18 protein-coding genes are annotated in these 20,780 nt (G+C 37.1%); all 18 read right to left on the reverse strand.

Features of this window, described 5'->3' with window-relative positions; all coding sequences use genetic code 11:
* Positions 1 to 2: 2 nt before the first annotated feature.
* The gene (locus IT970_RS14265) at positions 3 to 1,220 is read right to left on the reverse strand and encodes a lipopolysaccharide biosynthesis protein (protein WP_196857443.1); all 1,218 of its coding nucleotides are present in this window, start codon (positions 1,218 to 1,220) and stop codon (positions 3 to 5) included.
* Positions 1,213 to 1,701 (reverse strand): acyltransferase, encoded by a 489-nt coding sequence (locus IT970_RS16110; RefSeq protein ID WP_269216515.1) that lies wholly within the window; start codon positions 1,699 to 1,701, stop codon positions 1,213 to 1,215. The genes IT970_RS14265 and IT970_RS16110 overlap by 8 nt, the downstream gene beginning before the upstream one ends.
* A gap of 11 nt (positions 1,702 to 1,712) precedes the next feature.
* Entirely contained in the window at positions 1,713 to 2,777 is a 1,065-nt protein-coding gene (locus IT970_RS14275; RefSeq protein WP_196857445.1) for a DegT/DnrJ/EryC1/StrS family aminotransferase, read from the reverse strand.
* A 19-nt stretch (positions 2,778 to 2,796) separates the two neighbouring features.
* Positions 2,797 to 3,372, reverse strand: a complete 576-nt coding sequence (locus IT970_RS14280; protein WP_182395647.1) for an acyltransferase — start codon at positions 3,370 to 3,372, stop codon at positions 2,797 to 2,799.
* Between the two features lie 2 nt (positions 3,373 to 3,374).
* Positions 3,375 to 4,331: a Gfo/Idh/MocA family oxidoreductase gene (locus IT970_RS14285; RefSeq protein ID WP_182395649.1), complete on the reverse strand. Its 957-nt coding sequence runs from the start codon at positions 4,329 to 4,331 to the stop codon at positions 3,375 to 3,377.
* 15 nt (positions 4,332 to 4,346) lie between these two features.
* On the reverse strand, positions 4,347 to 5,627 hold the full coding sequence (gene tviB / locus IT970_RS14290) for a Vi polysaccharide biosynthesis UDP-N-acetylglucosamine C-6 dehydrogenase TviB (RefSeq protein ID WP_180311173.1): 1,281 nt from the start codon (positions 5,625 to 5,627) through the stop codon (positions 4,347 to 4,349).
* Positions 5,628 to 5,763: 136 nt separating this feature from the next.
* A complete protein-coding gene (locus tag IT970_RS14295) occupies positions 5,764 to 8,019 on the reverse strand; it encodes a polysaccharide biosynthesis tyrosine autokinase (protein WP_196857446.1) in 2,256 nt (751 codons plus the stop codon).
* A 14-nt stretch (positions 8,020 to 8,033) separates the two neighbouring features.
* Positions 8,034 to 8,468 (reverse strand): low molecular weight protein-tyrosine-phosphatase, encoded by a 435-nt coding sequence (locus tag IT970_RS14300; protein ID WP_118844695.1) that lies wholly within the window; start codon positions 8,466 to 8,468, stop codon positions 8,034 to 8,036.
* 12 nt (positions 8,469 to 8,480) lie between these two features.
* Entirely contained in the window at positions 8,481 to 9,599 is a 1,119-nt protein-coding gene (locus IT970_RS14305; protein WP_196857447.1) for a polysaccharide export protein, read from the reverse strand.
* Between the two features lie 1,200 nt (positions 9,600 to 10,799).
* Complete coding sequence (gene rfaH, locus IT970_RS14310) at positions 10,800 to 11,285, reverse strand: transcription/translation regulatory transformer protein RfaH (protein WP_196857448.1); 486 nt, start codon at positions 11,283 to 11,285, stop codon at positions 10,800 to 10,802.
* Between the two features lie 127 nt (positions 11,286 to 11,412).
* On the reverse strand, positions 11,413 to 12,579 hold the full coding sequence (locus IT970_RS14315; RefSeq protein ID WP_196857449.1) for a nucleotide sugar dehydrogenase: 1,167 nt from the start codon (positions 12,577 to 12,579) through the stop codon (positions 11,413 to 11,415).
* Between the two features lie 220 nt (positions 12,580 to 12,799).
* Complete coding sequence (locus IT970_RS14320) at positions 12,800 to 13,516, reverse strand: glycosyltransferase family 2 protein (protein ID WP_196857450.1); 717 nt, start codon at positions 13,514 to 13,516, stop codon at positions 12,800 to 12,802.
* 23 nt (positions 13,517 to 13,539) lie between these two features.
* Complete coding sequence (locus IT970_RS14325) at positions 13,540 to 14,766, reverse strand: exopolysaccharide biosynthesis polyprenyl glycosylphosphotransferase (RefSeq protein WP_075593916.1); 1,227 nt, start codon at positions 14,764 to 14,766, stop codon at positions 13,540 to 13,542.
* A gap of 137 nt (positions 14,767 to 14,903) precedes the next feature.
* Entirely contained in the window at positions 14,904 to 15,572 is a 669-nt protein-coding gene (locus IT970_RS14330; protein ID WP_143474487.1) for a hypothetical protein, read from the reverse strand.
* A 406-nt stretch (positions 15,573 to 15,978) separates the two neighbouring features.
* Positions 15,979 to 17,064, reverse strand: a complete 1,086-nt coding sequence (locus IT970_RS14335; protein ID WP_075593914.1) for a glycosyltransferase family 4 protein — start codon at positions 17,062 to 17,064, stop codon at positions 15,979 to 15,981.
* A complete protein-coding gene (locus tag IT970_RS14340; protein WP_075593913.1) occupies positions 17,061 to 18,446 on the reverse strand; it encodes a capsular polysaccharide export protein, LipB/KpsS family in 1,386 nt (461 codons plus the stop codon). Before IT970_RS14340 ends, IT970_RS14335 begins: the two co-directional genes overlap by 4 nt.
* 10 nt (positions 18,447 to 18,456) lie before the next feature.
* Positions 18,457 to 19,674: a lipopolysaccharide biosynthesis protein gene (locus IT970_RS14345; protein WP_196857451.1), complete on the reverse strand. Its 1,218-nt coding sequence runs from the start codon at positions 19,672 to 19,674 to the stop codon at positions 18,457 to 18,459.
* Positions 19,675 to 19,724: 50 nt separating this feature from the next.
* Positions 19,725 to 20,777, reverse strand: a complete 1,053-nt coding sequence (gene pseI, locus IT970_RS14350) for a pseudaminic acid synthase (protein ID WP_075593911.1) — start codon at positions 20,775 to 20,777, stop codon at positions 19,725 to 19,727.
* Positions 20,778 to 20,780: the final 3 nt, after the last annotated feature.

The following is a 20,780-nucleotide window of genomic DNA, read 5'->3' on the forward strand; positions in this document are numbered from 1 at the left end:
CTTTACATCCCCAAAGATTTTTCATACTGATACCAAAGTTTCGCGTACCAGAGCAATATAAAAAAAGAAATCGAACTTGACATCCAAGAAATCATATATAGTAATAGCTCGAAATCATCTTCCCCACTAACCCACAAAATCAAAAAAGGCAGAGTTCTTGATAAAAAATAAAAAAATTCAAAGAACATTGATTTTTTTTGCTCTCCTAGAACGATTGGGAAAAAGGAAAATTGAGAGCCAAAAAATGAAACAATAAGCCAGGGCGTCAATATTTTGATATATCTAGCACCTTCAGACCAAGTTTCATCGAAGAAAAAAGTGAAAATCTTATCTAAATTATACATTAAAAAAACAATAATTATACATAGAAAGCTCAACACAAATATAAAACCAAAAAGCTCTTTCAATACACTTTCTCTATTATTAATTTTCTTTGTAATATGGCGATACAACACAACCTGTATGGCTTTTGAAATTATCCCTAGAGGAGCTTGCACTATTTTATAGCCAAAAGCAAAAACACCTAATATATGACTACCATAAAAGAAAGGTATTAAAAGTATTAAAGAGTTTGTTGTGAGATTATTTAACAAGGCTTGAGGTGCTGAATACTTAGGGAAGTCAGAATATCTTTGCAAAACCTGCGCAACATAACCCTTTTTAAAAGAACTAGTTGTTACTTCACTTGAGTAAGCTAAAAAAAATGCTCCCGCTGAAAAGCCAGCAATCACACCATAAACCAAACCAAATTCTGAGATGGCAAAATACCCAAAACCTAGAGAAACAAAGCATTCTACTGAAGATTTTATAATTCTACCTAGAGATAGGACCCCATACCCTTGCTCTCGATTTAAGACCTTTTCCTTCAGGATGTAACTCATTGAAAAGTAAAGAGCTACAGGTATAAAAATTAATAAACCATCTCTAATAACCAAATATAAAACTGAAGAAATCAATACCATTACCACAAAAACGATAAATTTGAATTTTTGACAAAAATACAATATTGCACGTGCATGCCTTTCTTTTCCCACAGTTACAATTGCAACTTCATACCTTAGAAAAGCTACAGCTGACAATACCCCCACCCAAGCTAAAATTGTTGAATAAAAACCAAATTCAAGTGGAGTATACAAATTAGAGAGAATTGGTAATGCAAGAAAAGGGATTACCTGTGAAAAAAGTGACCCCAAGAAAATAAAAAGAACCCCTTTAGCCATTATTTTTCTTTATTATTCGAGCAGGAACACCACCTATTACAGTGTTATTTGAAAATGATTTAGTAACTACAGAATTGGCACCAACAATGCAACCTTTACCCAGTACAACCCCTTCCTTTATAAAAACATTATCGCCAATCCAACATTCATCACCAATAATTATATCCTTTTCAACATGAATAATATCACCAAGGGAGGTTCTTGTTGGTTTTGACATACTATGAGTTTTACTTTTAATATTTACGTTATAACCAATTGCGCACCCACACCCAATTTTTATTGTGCTTCTATCTCCAACCTGTAATTGAGCAGCATTTATGTACGTATATTCACCTATATATATATTATTTTTAGGGCCTGTGAGCCTGCAATCCACTCCCAAGACTACATTATCGTCAATATTTGGAAATTGACTTATTAGTTTCTTTTGTGACTCTCTTCTCGCCCAATTCATTATTTTAATAATAATTTGAGCGATCATGCTATTTACCATCATAAATACCCATGCATAGGTAAGCTAAACACTGATTTAGCCAATTTTTCTGCAACTGGAAAATCCCCTGCTTGATAACCTAACTTGCTAAATGCGGTTTGCTCGTGCATGCAGGTACCATAATAAATCATGGTGGGTATACCTTGCTCTTTATACTTTGCCATCTCTTCATCACGATTGGCAGATACAAGCGTATACTGTGCCCATGAGCTTGTATAACCCGTTGGTACTTGTGGGGTTTGATATCTATCTGACAGAGTCTTCTCGTAATTATCCGCCGCCCTATTGCGATTAATTAGCTCTACCGGGAACTCGGCTAGTTTTTCAAGCAATATCGCGGCTTGAATCGTATCAAGGCGCGAGTTCATACCAATGCGGATGTTATCGTATTTATCTTTACCCTTGCCGTGTACGCGGTATGATTTTAGTAACTCTGCATACTCATCATTATTAGTAAAAACAGCACCACCATCGCCATAACAACCCAAAGGCTTAGCTGGGAAGAAACTCGTAGTGGCTATATCGCCAAAGCTACCAGCTCGTTTGCCATCAATTTCACCACCAAACCCTTGCGCCGCGTCTTCAACTAGCTTTAAATTGTACTTATCTGCTATTTTTTGAATCTCGGGGTAATTTGCTGGTAAGCCAAATAAATCAACCGCAATAATCGCTTTTGGCGTTAATTTACCCTCAGCAATCGTCGCTTGGATACGCTTCTCTAAATCGACAGGGCAAATATTGAATGTTGCTTTGTCAGAATCAACAAATACAGGTGTTGCCCCTTCGTAAGCAATTACTTCTGCCGTTGCAAAAAAGGTAAAGGTTGGGCAAAAAACGGCATCCCCTTCTTTGATACCTAACACCATCATAGCGAGCGTTAAAGCATCTGTACCGTTTGCACAGGTAATGGCATGCTTAACACCCACATAGCTTGCAAGCTGGTCCTCAAGCTCGTGTACTTCTGGCCCCATTATATAATGGCCATGGTCTAACACTGTTTGTATACGCTTATCTATTTTAGTTTTTAAGTGCTGGTATTGCGCAGCTAAATCTATGAATTGCATTTATGAGTACTTCTAAAAATTATTGAATCGAAACAAAGCCGTTTTCTAATTTGTATTGCTCACCTGTGTGCTCACATGTAGCAATAGCATTTCCTTCGAGCGGCAAGTCTAACTGCTCACCATACTTGCTTATCCAGCCTATTTGTTTAGCAGGTACACCTACCATTAACGCGAAAGGCTTTACATCTTTATTAATAACAGCGCCAGCACCAACGAGAGAGTATTCACCTATTGTCACACCGCATACTATTGTGCAATTAGCGCCAAGTGTTGCACCTTGCTTAACAAGCGTATCGCGATATTCTGTTTTACGCTCTATAAATGAGCGCGGGTTATACACATTAGTAAACACCATACTAGGGCCGCAAAACACATCATCTTCTAGGTGCACATTATCGTAAACTGATACGTTATTTTGTATTTTTACGTTATGGCCAATGGTTACTTTATTACCGATAAACACATTTTGACCTAGCGAGCAGCCCTCACCAATTTCAGCACCACCACATACGTGAACAAAGTGCCAAACACGTGTGTTTTCACCAATTTTTGCGCCATCATCTACAATGGCACTATCGTGTACATGATAATTCATGGCTAAAGTACCTTTGAAAGTAAGGGGTGCGCTTTATCACTCGCAACTGCAATTGGCATTTCACGGATTTTTTCGACTGTTTCAATTGCCACACGATTCTCATCAACACCAAAGCCGTTACCTGCCAAAATATTTTGGTAACTTTGAGTGTGTAGGTCTGTAAAGCCACCCGAAAACTCAAGCTCTTCTGTGTTAGTGCCGTCATTTATCGTAATACTACGGTAAGTTAGTTTTTCACCCTTTACAGCGTTTTCAGGTAAGTTATTTGCGTCAATTGACAAGAACCATTTTACGCGAGCACGTTCATATTCAAGGTAACCACTTGAAGTTTTTTCGTCTCTAAAATGAACTTCGTTATGCTTTAACTCACCAAAAATAAAATGCAGCATGTCATAAAAGTGAACACCAATATTGGTCGCTACACCACCCGATTTATGGTCAAATCCTTTCCAAGATTTCATATACCATTTACCACGTGAAGTCATATACGTTAGATCGACATCAAAAACAGTGCCTGCAGGCGCAGCAGCAACCTTTTCTTTTAAGGCGATAATTGATGGGTGCAAGCGTAATTGCAAAATTGAATTCACTTTAGCACCATATTTTTGTTCGTATTCTTTTAAAATATCCATATCTTCAGAATGCAGAACCAATGGTTTTTCGCATATGACATCAATACCATTTTTTAATGCGTACTTCATATGAGGCGCGTGCAAGTAATTAGGGCTACAAATAGAAATGTAGTCAATCTTATTTCCTTGCATTGCTTGGTCTTCAACGTATGCGGTAAAGTCTTCAAACTCTGTAAAAAACTCCGCTTCAGGAAAGTGGCTATCCATAATACCCACAGAATCGTTGATATCCATTGCAACCAATAAGTTATGACCAGTTTCTTTAATTGCTTTTAAATGACGGGGTGCGATATAACCTGAGGCACCAATAAGAGCAAAGTTTTTCATATTATTTTAATTCCTTTATAGTCTGATATCGGCTTCATGTGGTTTTAGAACGTGCTTTACATCATATAAAACGTGGTTCTCTTTACCTAATGCACGTAAGTTTGCTTCACCCATTTCTTTTAACTCTGAGTGGTCAACAGCTAATACAACACCATCATATTTGCCTTTCTCTAGCGTGGTAATTAACTCCACACCATACTCATGCTTCACTTCAGCCGGGTTTGCCCAACCATCATATACATCTACCGACATATTAAAATCTTGAAGCTCTTTAACAATATCAATAATTTTTGTATTACGTACATCTGGGCAATCACCTTTAAAGGTAAAGCCTAAAATAAGCACTTTTGCTTCATCGATATGAATTTTTTTGCTCGCTAACTTTTTAACTAATTGGGTGGCAACATACTCCCCCATACCATCGTTAATACGACGGCCCGCTAAAATAACCTCGGGGCGATAACCCACTTCTTGTGCTTTATGAGTAAGATAATAAGGGTCAACACTAATGCAATGCCCACCAACAAGCCCAGGTTTAAATTTTAGAAAGTTCCATTTAGTTCCCGCCGCATTTAACACTTCTTCTGTATCAATACCTAAGCGATTAAAGATTTTTGCAAATTCATTAATAATTGCAATATTTAAATCACGCTGCGTGTTCTCAATGACCTTAGCAGCTTCTGCGACCTTGAGTGAGCTCGCTAAGTGAGTACCAGCAGTAATGATAGAGCCATATAGTTTATTTACAAACTCACCAACTTCTGGGTTTGAGCCAGACGTAATTTTCATTATTTTAGTTAGCGTGTTTACTTTATCACCAGGATTAATTCGTTCAGGTGAGTAACCTGCAAAAAAGTCTTCATTAAATTTTAAGCCTGATACTTTTTCGATGATTGGTAAACACACTTCCTCTGTTGCTCCGGGATAAACGGTTGATTCGTATATAACGACATCACCCTTTTTAACAAACTCCCCCAGTAATTCAGATGCTTTACGAAGTGGTGTTAAGTCAGGCGCATTGCTTTCATCGATAGGCGTTGGCACTGTTACAATATAAACGTTGCATTCAGCTAAATTTTGCTTATTACACGAAAACGTTAAATGCTTAACATCTGCAAGCTCTGTATCACTAACTTCAAGCGTTGAGTCATGCCCTTTTTCTAGCTCATCGACTCGTTTTTGGTTAATATCAAAACCCAGTACAGGGTACTTTTTACCAAACTCGACTGCTAATGGGAGACCTACGTAACCCAAGCCTATTATGCCAATCTTTAGATCCGTTAATGAATCGCGCATTTTAATACTCTCTTAAATTTAAAAAATACTTATACTGCCAAAACACAAAACCACCTTTCACTAAACATGAACAGATAATTCATTATCACAACTCAAAAGCAGAGCAGCTTTACTCCAAATAAAACAATTTAACTGCTTAATTACCACCCGATTTATATTCGTAATTGTAATAACCATAGTAACCATATGCATTGCTTGCTTTACGTAATACGCCATTGAATACCACGCCTTTTACATCAATGCCATTTTGCTCAAAGCGGTTACGGGTAAGCTCTATTTCACGCGCATGGTTTTGGCCAAAACGTGTTACTAGCAATGTTGTACCGGTGTGGGCACTGACTATAGCTGGGTCTGTTACCGCTAAAATAGGCGGTGTATCAATTATTACAATGTCGTACTTGCTTTTTATTTCTTCGACTAGCTTACTGAAGTTGCTGTGCATTAGTAGCTCAGAGGGGTTTGGTGGTATTTGGCCCCGTGTAATTACGTCGAGGTCTTGCACTTGCGAGTGCTTTGTTACTTGCTCTAGATTTAAACGGCCCGATAAGTAGTCACTTAAGCCATCATCCCATTGCATACCAAATTGCGTTTGCAAGTAACCTTTACGCATATCGGCATCGATAATCAGTACTTTTTTACCACTTTGTGCCAGCACCGTTGCAAGGTTAACCGATATAAACGACTTGCCTACGCCTGGGCTTGGCCCCGAAATAGCAATCAGGTTGTTTTTAGACTCCATCATCGCAAAATGCAAGCTGGTACGTAGGCTACGTAATGCCTCTATTGATAAGTCAGCAGGGTTATCAACCGCCAGTATAGTTTTAGGTTTGTTACGGCCCTTTTTAGCACGGCTAAAACCGGTTAGCTTATCTTGGTAGTCTGAGTACGGTACGCTTGCGTATACAGGCAGGCCTAGCGCCTCAATTTCGTTAGGGTCTTCGACCCCTTTATGTATCGCTTTTTGTATTAATACAATAGCTACAGCTAACATGCCACCCAGCATGGTTGCCATAACAACAATCAGTGCTTTTTTAGGCTTAACCGGTTTTGAGGTATTAACCTCGGCATAGTCTATTATACGAACATTACCTACCGTGCCTGCACGCACGATATCGAGCTCTTGCGTTTTACTTAACAGTAGTGTGTAAATTTGGTTGCTTACTTCTACATCGCGTTTTAAGCGTAATAGCTCTTGCTGAGTTTCGGGTAGGTTGCCTACCTCGCCCACTAGGTTTTGCTTTTGTTTTTCGACCGCTTCTATTTGTTCAAGCACCCCTTGGTAAGTTGGATGGCTATCTTTAAATTTACGACTTAACTCTAAACGCTTTAGCTCAAGCTCTTGTAATTTTGTTTCAAGCTCTACCACTTGCTCTAGTACGCCTTGCGTCTCTAAAGTAATGTCAATTGATTGGCGCTTTATTTGGTAGTCGTTAAAACGCTGCTCTGCGTATTCAAGCTGCTTTTTGACCTCGGGTAACTGTATCTCTAAAAACTCGAGTGACTTTTGTGCCTCGGCGCTATTGCGCTCTACATTGCGGCGTACATAGATAGCGGCCACTTTATCGAGCACTTTTTCGGCGTAGCCCGCGTTTTCGCTTTGTAAGCTTAAATTAATAATGCCGGAGTCTTTGCCTTTTTCGCCTGCACCAATTGCAGCTTGTAAATCTAAAATAGTATTTAAACGGTCTTTACGTAAAAGTGTAAACTCGGTGCCAGGGCGCGCAACTAAACTGCGGATAGTTACGTTAAATTTGCCATTTGTTAGCTCTTCACCCACTTTACCTTTTAAAATAACGTCGCCGTCACCATTTAAAAGTGTAAATTGTTTATTATTGCCAGTACCTTCACCAGCAACTAAGGTAAAACCTGTACCGATTGCTGAACGCGGTACGTCAAATCTAAATACGCTTATGCTCTCGCCACCCCACGCATAGCTGCTTGCCCCAAAACTAGGCTCTGCTAGGTCACCATTTTCTACTGGAGTAAACTTACGAAACGCTCTGTTACCAATTACAGGAAAGAGCTTTGGTTCGGCAATAATATCGAGCTTTAATGTGTCGACGGCCTCACCAATAACAGAGCGCGATTTTAGTAGCTCTATTTCGGTTACCGCAGCCGAGGTACTTTCGAACATACCGGCCATGTCATCAAAGCCTGGTACCGATGCGCCACCGTCTTCAACTTGTATCATGGCCGTTGCTTGGTAAACCGGAGTAGAAAAAACCGCATAAAACACACCTACAGCCATAAAGGCTGCCGTAATTGCCGCTATAAAGTATTTGCGGTCAATTAATGCACCTAATAACGCCATTAAATCGATTTCTTGGCTTGCTTGTTCTTGTTGGGTTCTATTTTGTTTGTTTGCTGCTAATGCAGTGGGCTGAGCATTCATGTACTAGCCTTTCCTTATAAATACTTTTGCCAAGCGCTACACGCGCTATCGATTAATTCGTAAACATGCTTAAAAGCCTCTTGGCTTTGACGGTAAGGATCGGGTATTTCTTTATCGCCTACCCACTTACCAAGCAAAAATGTTTTACCGCGAGCCTGTGGGTAACGCGCGCACAAGTCATTTATGTGGCGCTGCTCCATCACGAGTATTACGCTATTATTTGCAACAAGGTTTGAGTTAATTTGCCTACCTTGATGCGCGCTCATATCAATATTATGCTCGTTTGCAATTAACTGAGCTTGGGCATCGGCGGGTTTTCCTTCAAGGGCGGTTAACCCCGCTGACGATACAGTAACATTTTTACCTTGCAGTTTGCTTTTTAATACATATTCGGCGGTTGGGCTGCGGCATATATTGCCAGCACACACAACTAATACAGAATCAAACATACCATTTAACCCTTAGTTTGTGTTTGCTACGTCGTTTATAGCATCTACCGTACTAACAGAAGGCAGTAGTAAGCTTATTACACGGTTCCAACGGGCAAGCGGTGCACTTGTTACATATACAATATCGTGAGGTTGTAACTTAAACTGCTCGGCCAACACTAAAGCCGCCACATTTTTAGCATGTAGCTGATATACATCGGCAATTACACCGTCGGTTTCTAAATTGCGTTTACGTAGTACAAAGACACCGTTAGCATCTGCCGTGTTTTCGTTTAAACCACCCGCATCACTTAATGCTTGCGCTAAATTTAAACCATAACGATTAACACCCACTGTACCAGCGCGCTTAACATCGCCTAATACAAACACTTTTTGCATATCGTTACGGTTTACGTGGACAATATCGCCATGTTTTAACAAACGATTTTGTGAAATATCACCTTTAGCGTAAAAGTCATCTAATTTAATAACTTCGGTTTTATCACCGCGTGTAAATGTCACTGTTCGCCAATCGGCAGATTCAGTTAAACCACCGGCTTGGTTTAATGCATCAATTAATGTAAGTGGAATTTCGGTTACTGGTAGTACGCCTGGTTTATTTACCTCGCCCGTGACATAGGCTTTTTGGCTTCTAAAACCAACTATCTTAATATCGACCTGTGGGTCTTCGATAACGCGGCTTAAGCGCTTAACAAGTTCTGCGTGTACTTCTTGTACTGTTCTGCCAGCCGCTTGAATATTTGGTGCATATGCATACGTAATTGTGCCATCGGCTTGAACACGAAAGCCATCAAATTCGGCAGTACGCTGAACAGCCGCTGGTATTGTAAGCTCTGGGTGATCCCATACACCAATAGTTAGTACATCACCGACGCCTAATCTGTATTGATAGTCAGAGGTATCAACACCGTCTAAGCTTGTTGGTTTAGTGTGTGTAACTTGAGATTGTTTTTGCTGATTAATTAAAGAAGAGTCAATGATTTGAATATTTACTTTATCGAGCTCCTTCTCAAAGTTATCTACTTTTTCACCCGATTCGATTCCTTCAAAATGGCTACCGGGGATGATTGTACAGCCAGTCATTGCTAGTAACGCAAATGACGTCACAATTGTTTTACAGCTAAGCGCCATTGTTATTTCCCAAATAATTTTTTAAAACGTCCAGTTTAAATAAACCCACAACTGTTTATTTTTTTGCTGCCTAATTAAAGCATGGCAACCATTGGTTCGCAAGACTGAGTGTTTAGTAAACGCTCACTTGTGACAGTTTTTTGCAAAATAGTTAATGAATGCGTCGAGGTTCTTTAGTACCGATTGCTTTTTCTTTATGTTTAGTGTTTTCGCGCGAAATAAATTTCATACCTACAAAAGACACGCACTACACACGTGGGAGGCGTTTTAACACCGAAAGAGCAAACCTTTTCAGCGACATTAAACAACCAGCTCAATTTAGCTCGTATCTCGCTTCTCGTAACTCGTTACTTATAATCCCTTCACAGCTAAAGCAGTTCCTACACGCGATATTCAAATACCGTAGGGGCGTTTTAACGCCGAATTACATTTGACCTTTCGCGCGAAATAAATTTCATGCCTACAAAAGACACGCACTACACACGTGGGAGGTGTTTTAACACCGAAAGAGCAAACCTTTTCAGCGACATTAAACAACCAGCTCAATTTAGCTCGTATCTCGCTTCTCGTAACTCGTTACTTATAATCCCTTCACAGCTAAAGCAGTTCCTACAAGTGATACGCATCACACACGTGGGAGGCGTTTTAACGCCGAAAAGGCGAACCCATTCAGCGGTATTAAACAACCAGCTCAATTTAGCTCGTATCTCGCTTCTCGTAACTCGTTACTTATAATCCCTTTCACAGCTAAAGCAGTTCCTACATGCGATATTCATACACCGTAGGCGGTGTTTAACGCCGAATTACATTTGGTGTTTTCGCGCGAAATAAATAAGCTCGCATATCGTACTTCGTGGCTCGAAGCTGTTACAAGTCCTTCGGACACGCTTCCGTTCCAGTTCGTCGCAGAGCTCCTCTCGCTCACGCTTGAAAGCAAAACTTTTTGCTTGTCTAGTCCTTCGGACACGCTTCCGCCCCTAGGTTGCAGTTCCTACGTACTGATTTTATTGCTAGTTTTTGTTTTTACGCGTTGTAGCATAATGCCTACACCGTAGGAGGCGTTTTAACGCCGAACATTTTTACCTTATTCACGGCTAAAGCCGTTCCTACGTTAATGTCGTGTTGAATCACGACTTATAAATTTTCCGCGCCACGCAAGCATGGTCCCTGCGGCCATTCCTACAAGATTACTCGTAGAACTTATAAACTAATTTCTTTGTTATCTACACTTACGGTGACTTGTTTGTTCAATAAATTAACTAACAAAATACTGCGCATGTCGCCATCGGGTTCTTGGTATATGGCTTGAACATTTTTAAACGACTCGATATTTAAATAAACCACATCACCCGTTTTAGGTAAGTCTGATTTTACTTCGCACGCTGTTTCAAAAGAACGGAGTTGGGAAATAAGCTGTTCAGGAACAATTTGAAACTTGCTGCCATAAGCTACAAAGCCACTCACACCCCGTGTATTTTTTACAGCAGAAAAATTACAATTTCGTGTGTTTAACTTAATAAATAAATAATTCGGAAAAAGAGGAGATGTTTTAATAGAACGGCGTCCCTTTATAATTCGCTCTATTTTATGTTCGGGAAAGAATACCTCAAAACCTTGGTTTTGTAGGTTTGTTTGAGCTCTTAGCTCTTGTTTTGCTTTGCAAAAAAGTAAGTACCAACTTTCCATAGTCACACCCAGAATGCTCATTTTCCTTAAATCCAATCCTAAAGGATTGCTTTTTATGAGTCGGCGATTATACGCATAGAGTTCTGGCGTGTCTATTATAATATTTCATGCTTTTTCTGTCATTAATCTAATCGTTTCCGAACAGATCTCGTGTATATATTTTTTCTGCAACATCTTGCAACTCTTTAACCATACGATTTGCAATAATTACATCTGCACTTATTTTTAGTTCATTGAGATCTTGTGTCACTTTAGAGTTAAAAAAAGTACTTTCTTGTAGCTCAGGCTCAAATACAATGACTTGAATCCCTTTAGCCTTAATACGCTTCATTACACCCTGAATAGCAGATGCCCTGAAGTTGTCTGAACCGGTTTTCATAATAAGACGATAAATACCCACAACTTTAGGGTTTTTAGCAATAATTGACTCTGCTATGAAGTCTTTACGTGTTGAGTTTGCATCAACAATCGCACGAATCATGTTATTAGGTACGTTTTGGTAATTAGCTAATAATTGTTTGGTGTCTTTAGGTAAACAATACCCACCATATCCAAATGAGGGATTGTTATAATGACTCCCAATGCGTGAATCTAAACACACACCTTCAATTATTTGTTTAGAATTTAATCCATGACTTTCAGCATAACTGTCAAGCTCATTAAAATAAGCCACACGCATAGCGAGGTAAGTGTTTGAAAATAACTTAATCGCTTCGGCTTCAGTTGAGCCAGTAAACAAAATATCAATGCTTTCTTTAATGGCGCCTTGAGCTAACAAGTTGGCAAATACCTCGGCACGCTCTGAGCGCTCACCAACAATAATACGCGATGGGTGCAAGTTATCGTAAAGGGCTTTGCCTTCACGTAAAAATTCTGGCGAGAAAATAATGTTATCGGTTTTTAGCTTTTGTTTTATGCTTTCGGTAAAGCCAACTGGTACTGTCGACTTTATCACAATAACAGCATGTGGTTTTATAGCTTGCACATCTGCTATAACTGCTTCAACTGACTGGGTATTAAAATAGTTAGTCTCAGGGTCGTAGTCTGTCGGTGTTGCTATCACTACAAAATCAGCTGCTTCGTAAGCCAAAAACTTATCTGTTGTTGCCGTAAAGTTTAATTTTTTATTCGCAAGGAAATTTTCTATTTCGGTGTCTGATATGGGTGATTTACTTGCATTCAGTAATGCCACTTTTTCTTCAACAATATCCAAAGCCACTACATTATTGTGCTGAGCCAACAACATCGCATTAGACAAACCAACGTAACCCGTACCCACAATTGTTATGTTCATAATTGCTCGTAAGTAAAAACAACGCGCTGCTGTATTTACTTACTACGCTAATTTATTTTTGTGACGATTTAATTATCAAGCTACTTTTTTAAAACAACCAGTAAACGTTATTAATTTTAATCGGTAAGTCTATGAACTTGAAATTGCTGAATGAAACCAGTTTAGAAAAGGTAAAAAGAAAGAAGGTAGATTAAACATTGTGGATTAAGAAGAATGTATTTTACACGCGAGACTTAACTGCGTTCACAACATAACATAGGAAATAATACCAAACACTCAAAGAGCCAACCTTATTACTACTCTTAAGTATCTTAAAGTGCCACGTTGCGGCCTTAAACTTGTTACTTGATAAGCTATTCGTAGCAACTAAGTAATTTGCAACGGGCTCCTCAATACCTATAGAGTCTGTTTTTTCTATTATATTTAACCACATAGCATAGTCTTCATGCCCTATGTGCTGTTGGTAAAATTTACCAAGCAATTTAGCGTTGTATATGCCTGTTAAGTTACCTATACAGTTTTGTTTTAGCATATCCTTAAGAGTTACACGTGACTTTATTTTTTTTATATTAAGAACATCGCCAGACTCGTTTACGCGATAGTATGCACAGTGTGAAGCGTTTACATTATGTATGTTCATCGCTTCAATTTGAGCTTTTAACTTATTAGGTAACCATGTGTCATCACTATCTAAAAAAGCAATGTACTCACCTTGAGCCACTTTTATACTGTTATTTCTAGCTGACCAAGCCCCTGATGCTCCCTTATTCAAGGTATACTTTATACGTTTATCATTAGAGGCAAGCTCTTGTACAATTTTAGCAGTTGAGTCTGTTGAGCTATCATCTGTAACAAGCAGTTCCCAATTTGTATAGGATTGGTTTTGGATTGAGCGAATGCTGTTTTCTATCGTTTTTTCAGCATTAAACGCAGGCATAATAATGGAAACCAACGACATTATTATTTTGCCCCGAAGCCTGTCAGCATAGTTTTTAAAGTCTTGAACACAATATTTACGTCAAGCCAAAAAGACAAATGTTTAATATAATAAAGATCGTAAGCAAGTTTTTCTTTTGTAGAGTCAGTATCATCTGCATAACCATGGACTGTTTGTGCCCACCCAGTAATGCCTGGTTTAACCATATGACGATAACCATAAAATGGGATATCTTGCTCAAATAACCTCACGAAAGACTCTTGCTCGGGTCTTGGACCAATAAGCGCCATATCTCCCTTTAGTACATTAAAAAACTGAGGTAACTCGTCAATTCGAACTTTTCGAATAAATTTTCCAACTTTAGTAATTCGAGCTTGCTCATCCGTTGCAAACTTATCTTTATCACACAACTTTTCAACGGTCATGCTTCGGAACTTATAAATTTTAAAAACTCTACCAGCTTGGCCAACTCGCTCTTGTGTAAATATAATTGGACCGGGACTTTCTAATCTGATCAATATCGCCGTTACTATCATTACAAAAAGTGAAAAAGGCAACGTTAAAATAATAATAGCTGATTCCCATACACGCTTAAAAAGCTGATAAATAGGGTTTGGTTGCAGAGTTCCTATTGAGTTTTCAGAAAGATGATGAACTTGTACTTTACCCTTGATCATTTCTTTTATACTTTCGGCATGAAAAACTGAGATTTCGTTCAAGCTACAATCTGCAATAAACTTTTCTTGATAAGGCGTTAAGTTCTGGTGTAAATCAACAACTAAACCATGCTTAATCGCAGTTTGATCATAAGGCTCAGATAGTAAGATCGTTTCAATGTTACTATGAGATTCCAAGTCAGAATAATCAAAATTATCAATCACATGCAACATTAACTTTTTATGATTTGTTCTTAAAATCGTTGTTGTAAATAACCAAGCAAAGCTTGATGCAGCACCGACAAAAATTAGAAATAAAGAGTAATCAAAACGCAAAATCAATACTAACGAAAGTGCTATGCTAAACACTGAAAAAATTAACGGGATTATGTAGTATTTTCGATCAACTAAAAGATACTTCGCCACTAAAGGCAAAGTGAAGGCTGTCGCTAGGTAACTTCCCTCAACAAGCATTAAAGAGTTTTTTACAGATTCCGTAGAGTAAGGGAATGCAGAAAAAGCTAACACCAAGCATGCCGTAAACAACAATCCCAGTGTGTGACATACAAATGAATTTGATAATAGTTTATACACGTTACAATCTTTTAGCTTAACTCTGATTACAACCCTCTGAATTAGAGGGACGAAAAGGATGATATTATACTTAGAACCTATATTGAGGGCAATACTGACTCGTAACAATATTGCACGACCAGCAATACCTTTATGCTTTATACATTACTTTTACTTACCTTAACACCATACTTATTGAAAATATCAGATAAAAAAACAGCCATTAATATACAGTTAAAACTAATTACATTTTCAAACATCATTACAAATAAAATTACAAATAACATGTACAATTCTTTTTCTGTAGCTTTTTTAAATGTATTTAATACCAGCATCATAAAAAGCATATACCCCAAAATTCCAAATGAGAAAATGAGATTAAAAAACGCCATATCGACCTTCTCAAAAGTGACTCCTCCAAAAAGTAAGCCTATGAAACTTGTTGCATTAATGTACTCTGTTATCAGAGTCAGCCTACCACTTAAAGCATAATTTAAAAGATCTGTAACTAACTTAAATGATTGAGAGTAAAGCAAACCATACAGAATTAAAGGTATGAGAAGGTACAAGAAAATTAAAAATTTAAATCGGTGCAGCATACCGACAAAGGGAATCAAAACTATAGAAAGAACAGAGGCAAGCATATATGTTCTTGAACCTAACCAAACTGAAAACGCTAAGAAAATTAAAGTTGAAATAAAAAATAATGCTTTTTGATCATACACATAGATTAAAACGGTAATTGAAAGTATGAGCATTGATATAATATTAGGATTTAAAAAACCAAGTGAGTGTTTTATCGAAAAACCATAACTACTAGCCATCATGAAACTTTTAGATTCAATTAACCCATTTAGTGCAAGTAATGAAACTAATACAAACAAAGTTAATAGTATGCATGAAAGAAAAAACAGATTCAGTTTCTTAGACTTCCAGTCGAAAAAGCTTAAAAATAAAGCAAATATAACGACACTCATAACGTCAAAATAAAATAAATTTTTTGTTATTAGTAAATATAAGAGACAAATAAATAAAAAAAGTAAAATTTTTGATATAAACTTTTTCTTTATCAATACATTTGACTTCAATAAAATAAGGAAAGATAAAGCAAAGCAGATAAACCGAATTGCTATAAGAAGGTTTTTGTTATCTTGAAATAAAAGCATGTAACTAAAAAAGTTACTGACGTACATGAAAATGAAAATAAAATATAGCAACATGCTTTCATAGTATTTATTCATTGATTATTTTGCTTTGCCATAGTTCAAGAATGTGTAAATCATCATAGCTTTTTGATGTCTCTAAACCATTACCTATGAGTTCTTTTGCCAGTTTATCATTTTCAGCTATATCAAGCATTGCCCTAGCTAGCTCTTCAATGCTTTGATCTTGAACTAGGATACCATCATAATTATTTGTAATAATATCTGACGGGCCTGTTTTACAGTCAAACGAAATAACTGCAGCACCGCAAACTTGAGCCTCTAAAATCACTAGTCCAAACCCTTCATATCTTGAAGAAAGAATAAATGCTTTGCTCTGTAAGTAATATTTAGATACATCATTTTGAGCACCAAGTAACTCGACTTGACTAGATAAATTAAGCTCAGAAATTTGAGCTTCGAGATTCGCTCTTTCCTTACCTTCACCAATAATTTTAAGCTTCCACTCTGGGCATTTGTGATGTATCAAAGAATATGCTTTTAATAAATTATCGAAACCTTTTTGTGGGTCTAATCTACCGACAGCCAAGAATTGCTTCTGCCTATCCTCATAAGCAGGAATATTTTTCGGCTTAACAAGAGTGATTGGGTTTATTGTCTTTATCGATGTACAAAACTTTTGATATTTCTTTTGATCAGACTCTGTTAAACATAGCACTTTGTGAGCATATGGATATAACAGTCTTCTTAACACGCGCCACACGATACTCGGCGAGTCAAAGTGAATATGTTCGTAACATATTACTTTTTTTGCTAGAAATAAGGACGCAAGTAATGTGAAACAATTTGTAGATGTCCAATTAGTAACAATGAAGTCTGGGTTTGAGTCTTTAATTATTTTTCTTAATGAAAATAACATCTTAGCATTTGATGAAGAGAAATAGCTTAAACCTGAATTTTCACTGTCATCACTATCAAAACCTAATGAATACCTCTTTACTTCGCTTGGAATTTTAAAGAAATCTTCATCTGGACTTCTAAATGTAACTAGCTCACACTGAATATTTTTATCGTTTAAAAAAATATTTATAAGCTTATTAACTACATTATCAGTACCACCGCAATGCATGGCATGATTAACGAACATAATTTTCATATATTTTCTTCTACTAATGTTGCTAACTCTTCGATTCCTTCAGCTGTTTCTTTATCCGCTAAATTAAGCTTAAATTCGAAGCAAACTTTATGATAGCTAGCGACAAAATTAATATTATAATCTGCCGGCAAGCTATTTTGGGGTCGGCTTTTCATCCACTCTATTGCATCTCTAATCTCACCGAACCCATTCAGTTTTCTTGCTAAGAAATGCTTCTTATAAAATGCATCCCCAAACATCGAAACTGGTTTATTTTTAAGAACCGCCTCATAGCCTACCGTACTAGTTAAAGTGAAGATTCCAGAACATTCATCAATAATCTTTTTTGCATTCAGTTCAGGACGAACCAAAAGAACATTTGGTAAATTAGAGAGCTTTTTATAAAACTGCTTATCCTCAAACGCATGAGCACTTTTATGATCTTTTACTATTAGTAACTCCCCTTTTTTTAAGCTAAAAGCAATATTTTTAATGATATTTAGCTCATCATAAAATCGTCCTAACAAAGAGGTCGACGACTCGGGATGATAATGTAGAGGATATAAAAAGTAAGTTTGGGTATCTAATGGCTCAAATTTAGTAAAATATTTTTTTATTCTATATGAGTTAAGCTTTCTATAAACATTTCGTAATCTATATCGGATTGAAGATACAATAGGCTTACCTAACTGAAACCCTGCACTATTAGACCCCAATGAATATTTGATATGAGTTTTAAGACTGTGTATACCCACTTTTTTTAATGCAGGTAAAGCACTTACTTTGCTTAACCCATTATTCTTCATGTAATCTGGCTCAACTTCGTTAATCTGAGATAAATAATTTTTAGCAAAATCTAAATCATCTGCTCTAAAAGTATTCGATAATAAAGCCTGCTCAATCTTATCTGCTAATTCATTATCATCAGACGAAAAGCAGCACATAGATGGTAATCTTGAAGACGTTAGGCCTAAATATTTACCATTTTCAGATTCGATAGCTTTCCAAGCAATATAAGCAAACCCATTAGACACGTTTTCATAAAAACATGTTGATATTTTATGCTCAAGAATGACTCGTTTAAAAAAGCAATATAATCTTTCGACGACTTGACTTGACTTATGTCCTGAAAACTCGCCAGAAAAACCATAATAGTTGCCTCGGTCAAAATCTGGATGCAAGCACCAAGTATCTAAATTACTTACCAGATCACTGTCTATTGATAGATCATTTTCGAACACCTCAACAGGGATACCACTTTTATCTAGTTGAAATAATTCTTGAGTAAACTTAGAGTCTGTTGCTATGACAACATTGTTGCCTCGCTGTTTAAGCTCAATTGCCAACTTTAGATAGTACTTAGAAAATGCTGCTGTATTAATTAATATTAAAATACTTTTCAAAACCAACTCTTTATTTCAACACTTGGTAACAATAGAAAGCTTTACTCAGGAATGTAATCACTGATGATAAAAGCATAGCCAATACAATATTCATGAACACATTAATATCTGTTGCTACGTAAAGCCAAAAAACACTAACGAAAAAAACTAAAAATTGAAAAAAATGGGTTTTTAGTATCTTTCTGTCTTCATTTGCAGCATAAATTACATAATGGGGTATATATGAAATAACAATGAAAAAATACGCAATAAGCAATCCCCAAAAGTAGTTTATGTAATTCAGGTACTCTTGCTTACCTATATAGCTAAACAAAAACTCTAACAAAACATAGTAACCGGAGATGATCAATATATAAACAAACACTATTGCAACTGCATCTTTCTTCATTTGATTTAAGATTGCGTGCATATTTTTATTTTTAAAATTATTTATTTGCTTTGGGTAACTAAATTGAAATACAGCAGAATCAGCAAATGTCATAAAAACATTGCATAACCCAACATACACAGCATATATTCCAACTAACTCTTTATGGCCTAAAAGCTCCAGTATCAGTCTATCACCAGTAAAGACAGCCCTAGCTAGCAAAGTGCCAAAAAATAGAATTATAGATATATTTATCCCTCGAATAATCCACTTTGAATCGATATTGAACTTAAATGGTGCAAGAGAAAATATATCTCTTAAATAATATACACCTATAAAAAGTGCTAACCAACTAGAGAGCAGCCAAAAGCCTAGAATGACTTTTAGAGAAATATAATCTGGGTTAAATACCATTAAGAACACAACAATATATGACCAAAGAGCACTTCGAATAAACAACGTCCAACTTGCTGCAATGACTCTTCCTGATGCAATAAGTAATCTACCTATTTCTTGCCCCAGATATTCGCTAATTACAACCATGCAAAATATAAGCAAAATATCTACTGAGAACACATCTAAAAAGAAAAGCAGTAAAAAAGGAATTATTACAAGTGATAACGATAATAAATTAAAACTTAACTGCTTAGACGCGATTAAAGCTTGCTCACTTTCACTTTGTATAAAAGCTCGATTCGAAAAAGTATAAAAGTCAAAACCGATCAAATATATTGAATAAGTTACAGAAGCAATAAAAATACCATACTCCCCCATATCTGATAGGGATAGGTATTTCGCAGCAAGAAAAATAAAGAAAAACTTACTTACAAGCACACTCAAGCGTAATGCTATATTTATCACTACCTCTTTATTGCTAATTAATTTTATAAATTGGTTCAAAGCTTTCAAATTTAAAGATCAACCAGTCTATTTGTAAGAGCTGTACCAGACTTAATAGAAGACTTTGCTTGCTTGCCTATTACATCATGTAAATACTTTGGTGCTAAGCCATAGCCTGGCCTAATACTCTTTACATTCTCATGTGTAAACACGTCACCTTCTGCAACATCCTTTACTACATACAATGAACGCCTAAAGATTGCATTCCCTTTCTCGCTCTCTTTTCGCTCATAATTTACTTTTCCTAGCGCCTGCCATGCTATTTTACTATCTCTGCATAACTGCTCTAACTCTGGCTTCTCTAACGAAAAACTATCATCCGGTCCGCCACCATTTCTGTCTAGCGTAACGTGCTTTTCGATTAAACATGCACCCAACGCGACCGACGTAATAGCTGTTGTATTATCTATTGTGTGGTCAGACAGCCCCGTTAGCACATCAAAACGCGTTGCCATATCTGCAACCGTTGCTAAATTGTAGTCTTCTGCTGGCGCTGGGTAACCGCTCACACAGTGTAAAACAACCAACTCTTTACACCCTGCGTTTCTCGCTGTTTCGACTGCTTCGCGTATTTCTTCTTCGTTTGCCATACCCGTCGAAATTATCATCGGCTTACCCGTTTTCGCCACATACTCGATTAAGGGTAAATCAATGGCTTCGAACGAAGCTATCTTATAAGCTGGCGCACCAAGCTCTTCCAACATATCCACTGCCGTAAAATCAAATGGCGAACTAAAAATTGTAATGCCAAGCTCTTTCGCTTTCTCAAATAAAGGTTTATGCCACTCCCATGGCATGTGCGCCTCTTCATATAGGTCATAAAGCATTTTGCCATCCCATAACCCGCCTTTAATTAAAAACTCAGGGTTATCACTTTTCATCGTGATTGTATCGGGACGGTAAGTTTGCAGCTTAATTGCATCTGCGCCACATTCTTTTGCCATTTCCATTATTTTATAAGCGTTTTCTATGTTGCCATTATGGTTTGCTGACATTTCCGCAATAATATACGGTGCGTAATCTGGGCCTATCTTTCTGTTATCTATCGTAATAAATTTTGTCATTAT

The organism is Pseudoalteromonas sp. A41-2 (genome assembly GCF_015767615.1).
Lineage (GTDB): Bacteria > Pseudomonadota > Gammaproteobacteria > Enterobacterales > Alteromonadaceae > Pseudoalteromonas > Pseudoalteromonas lipolytica.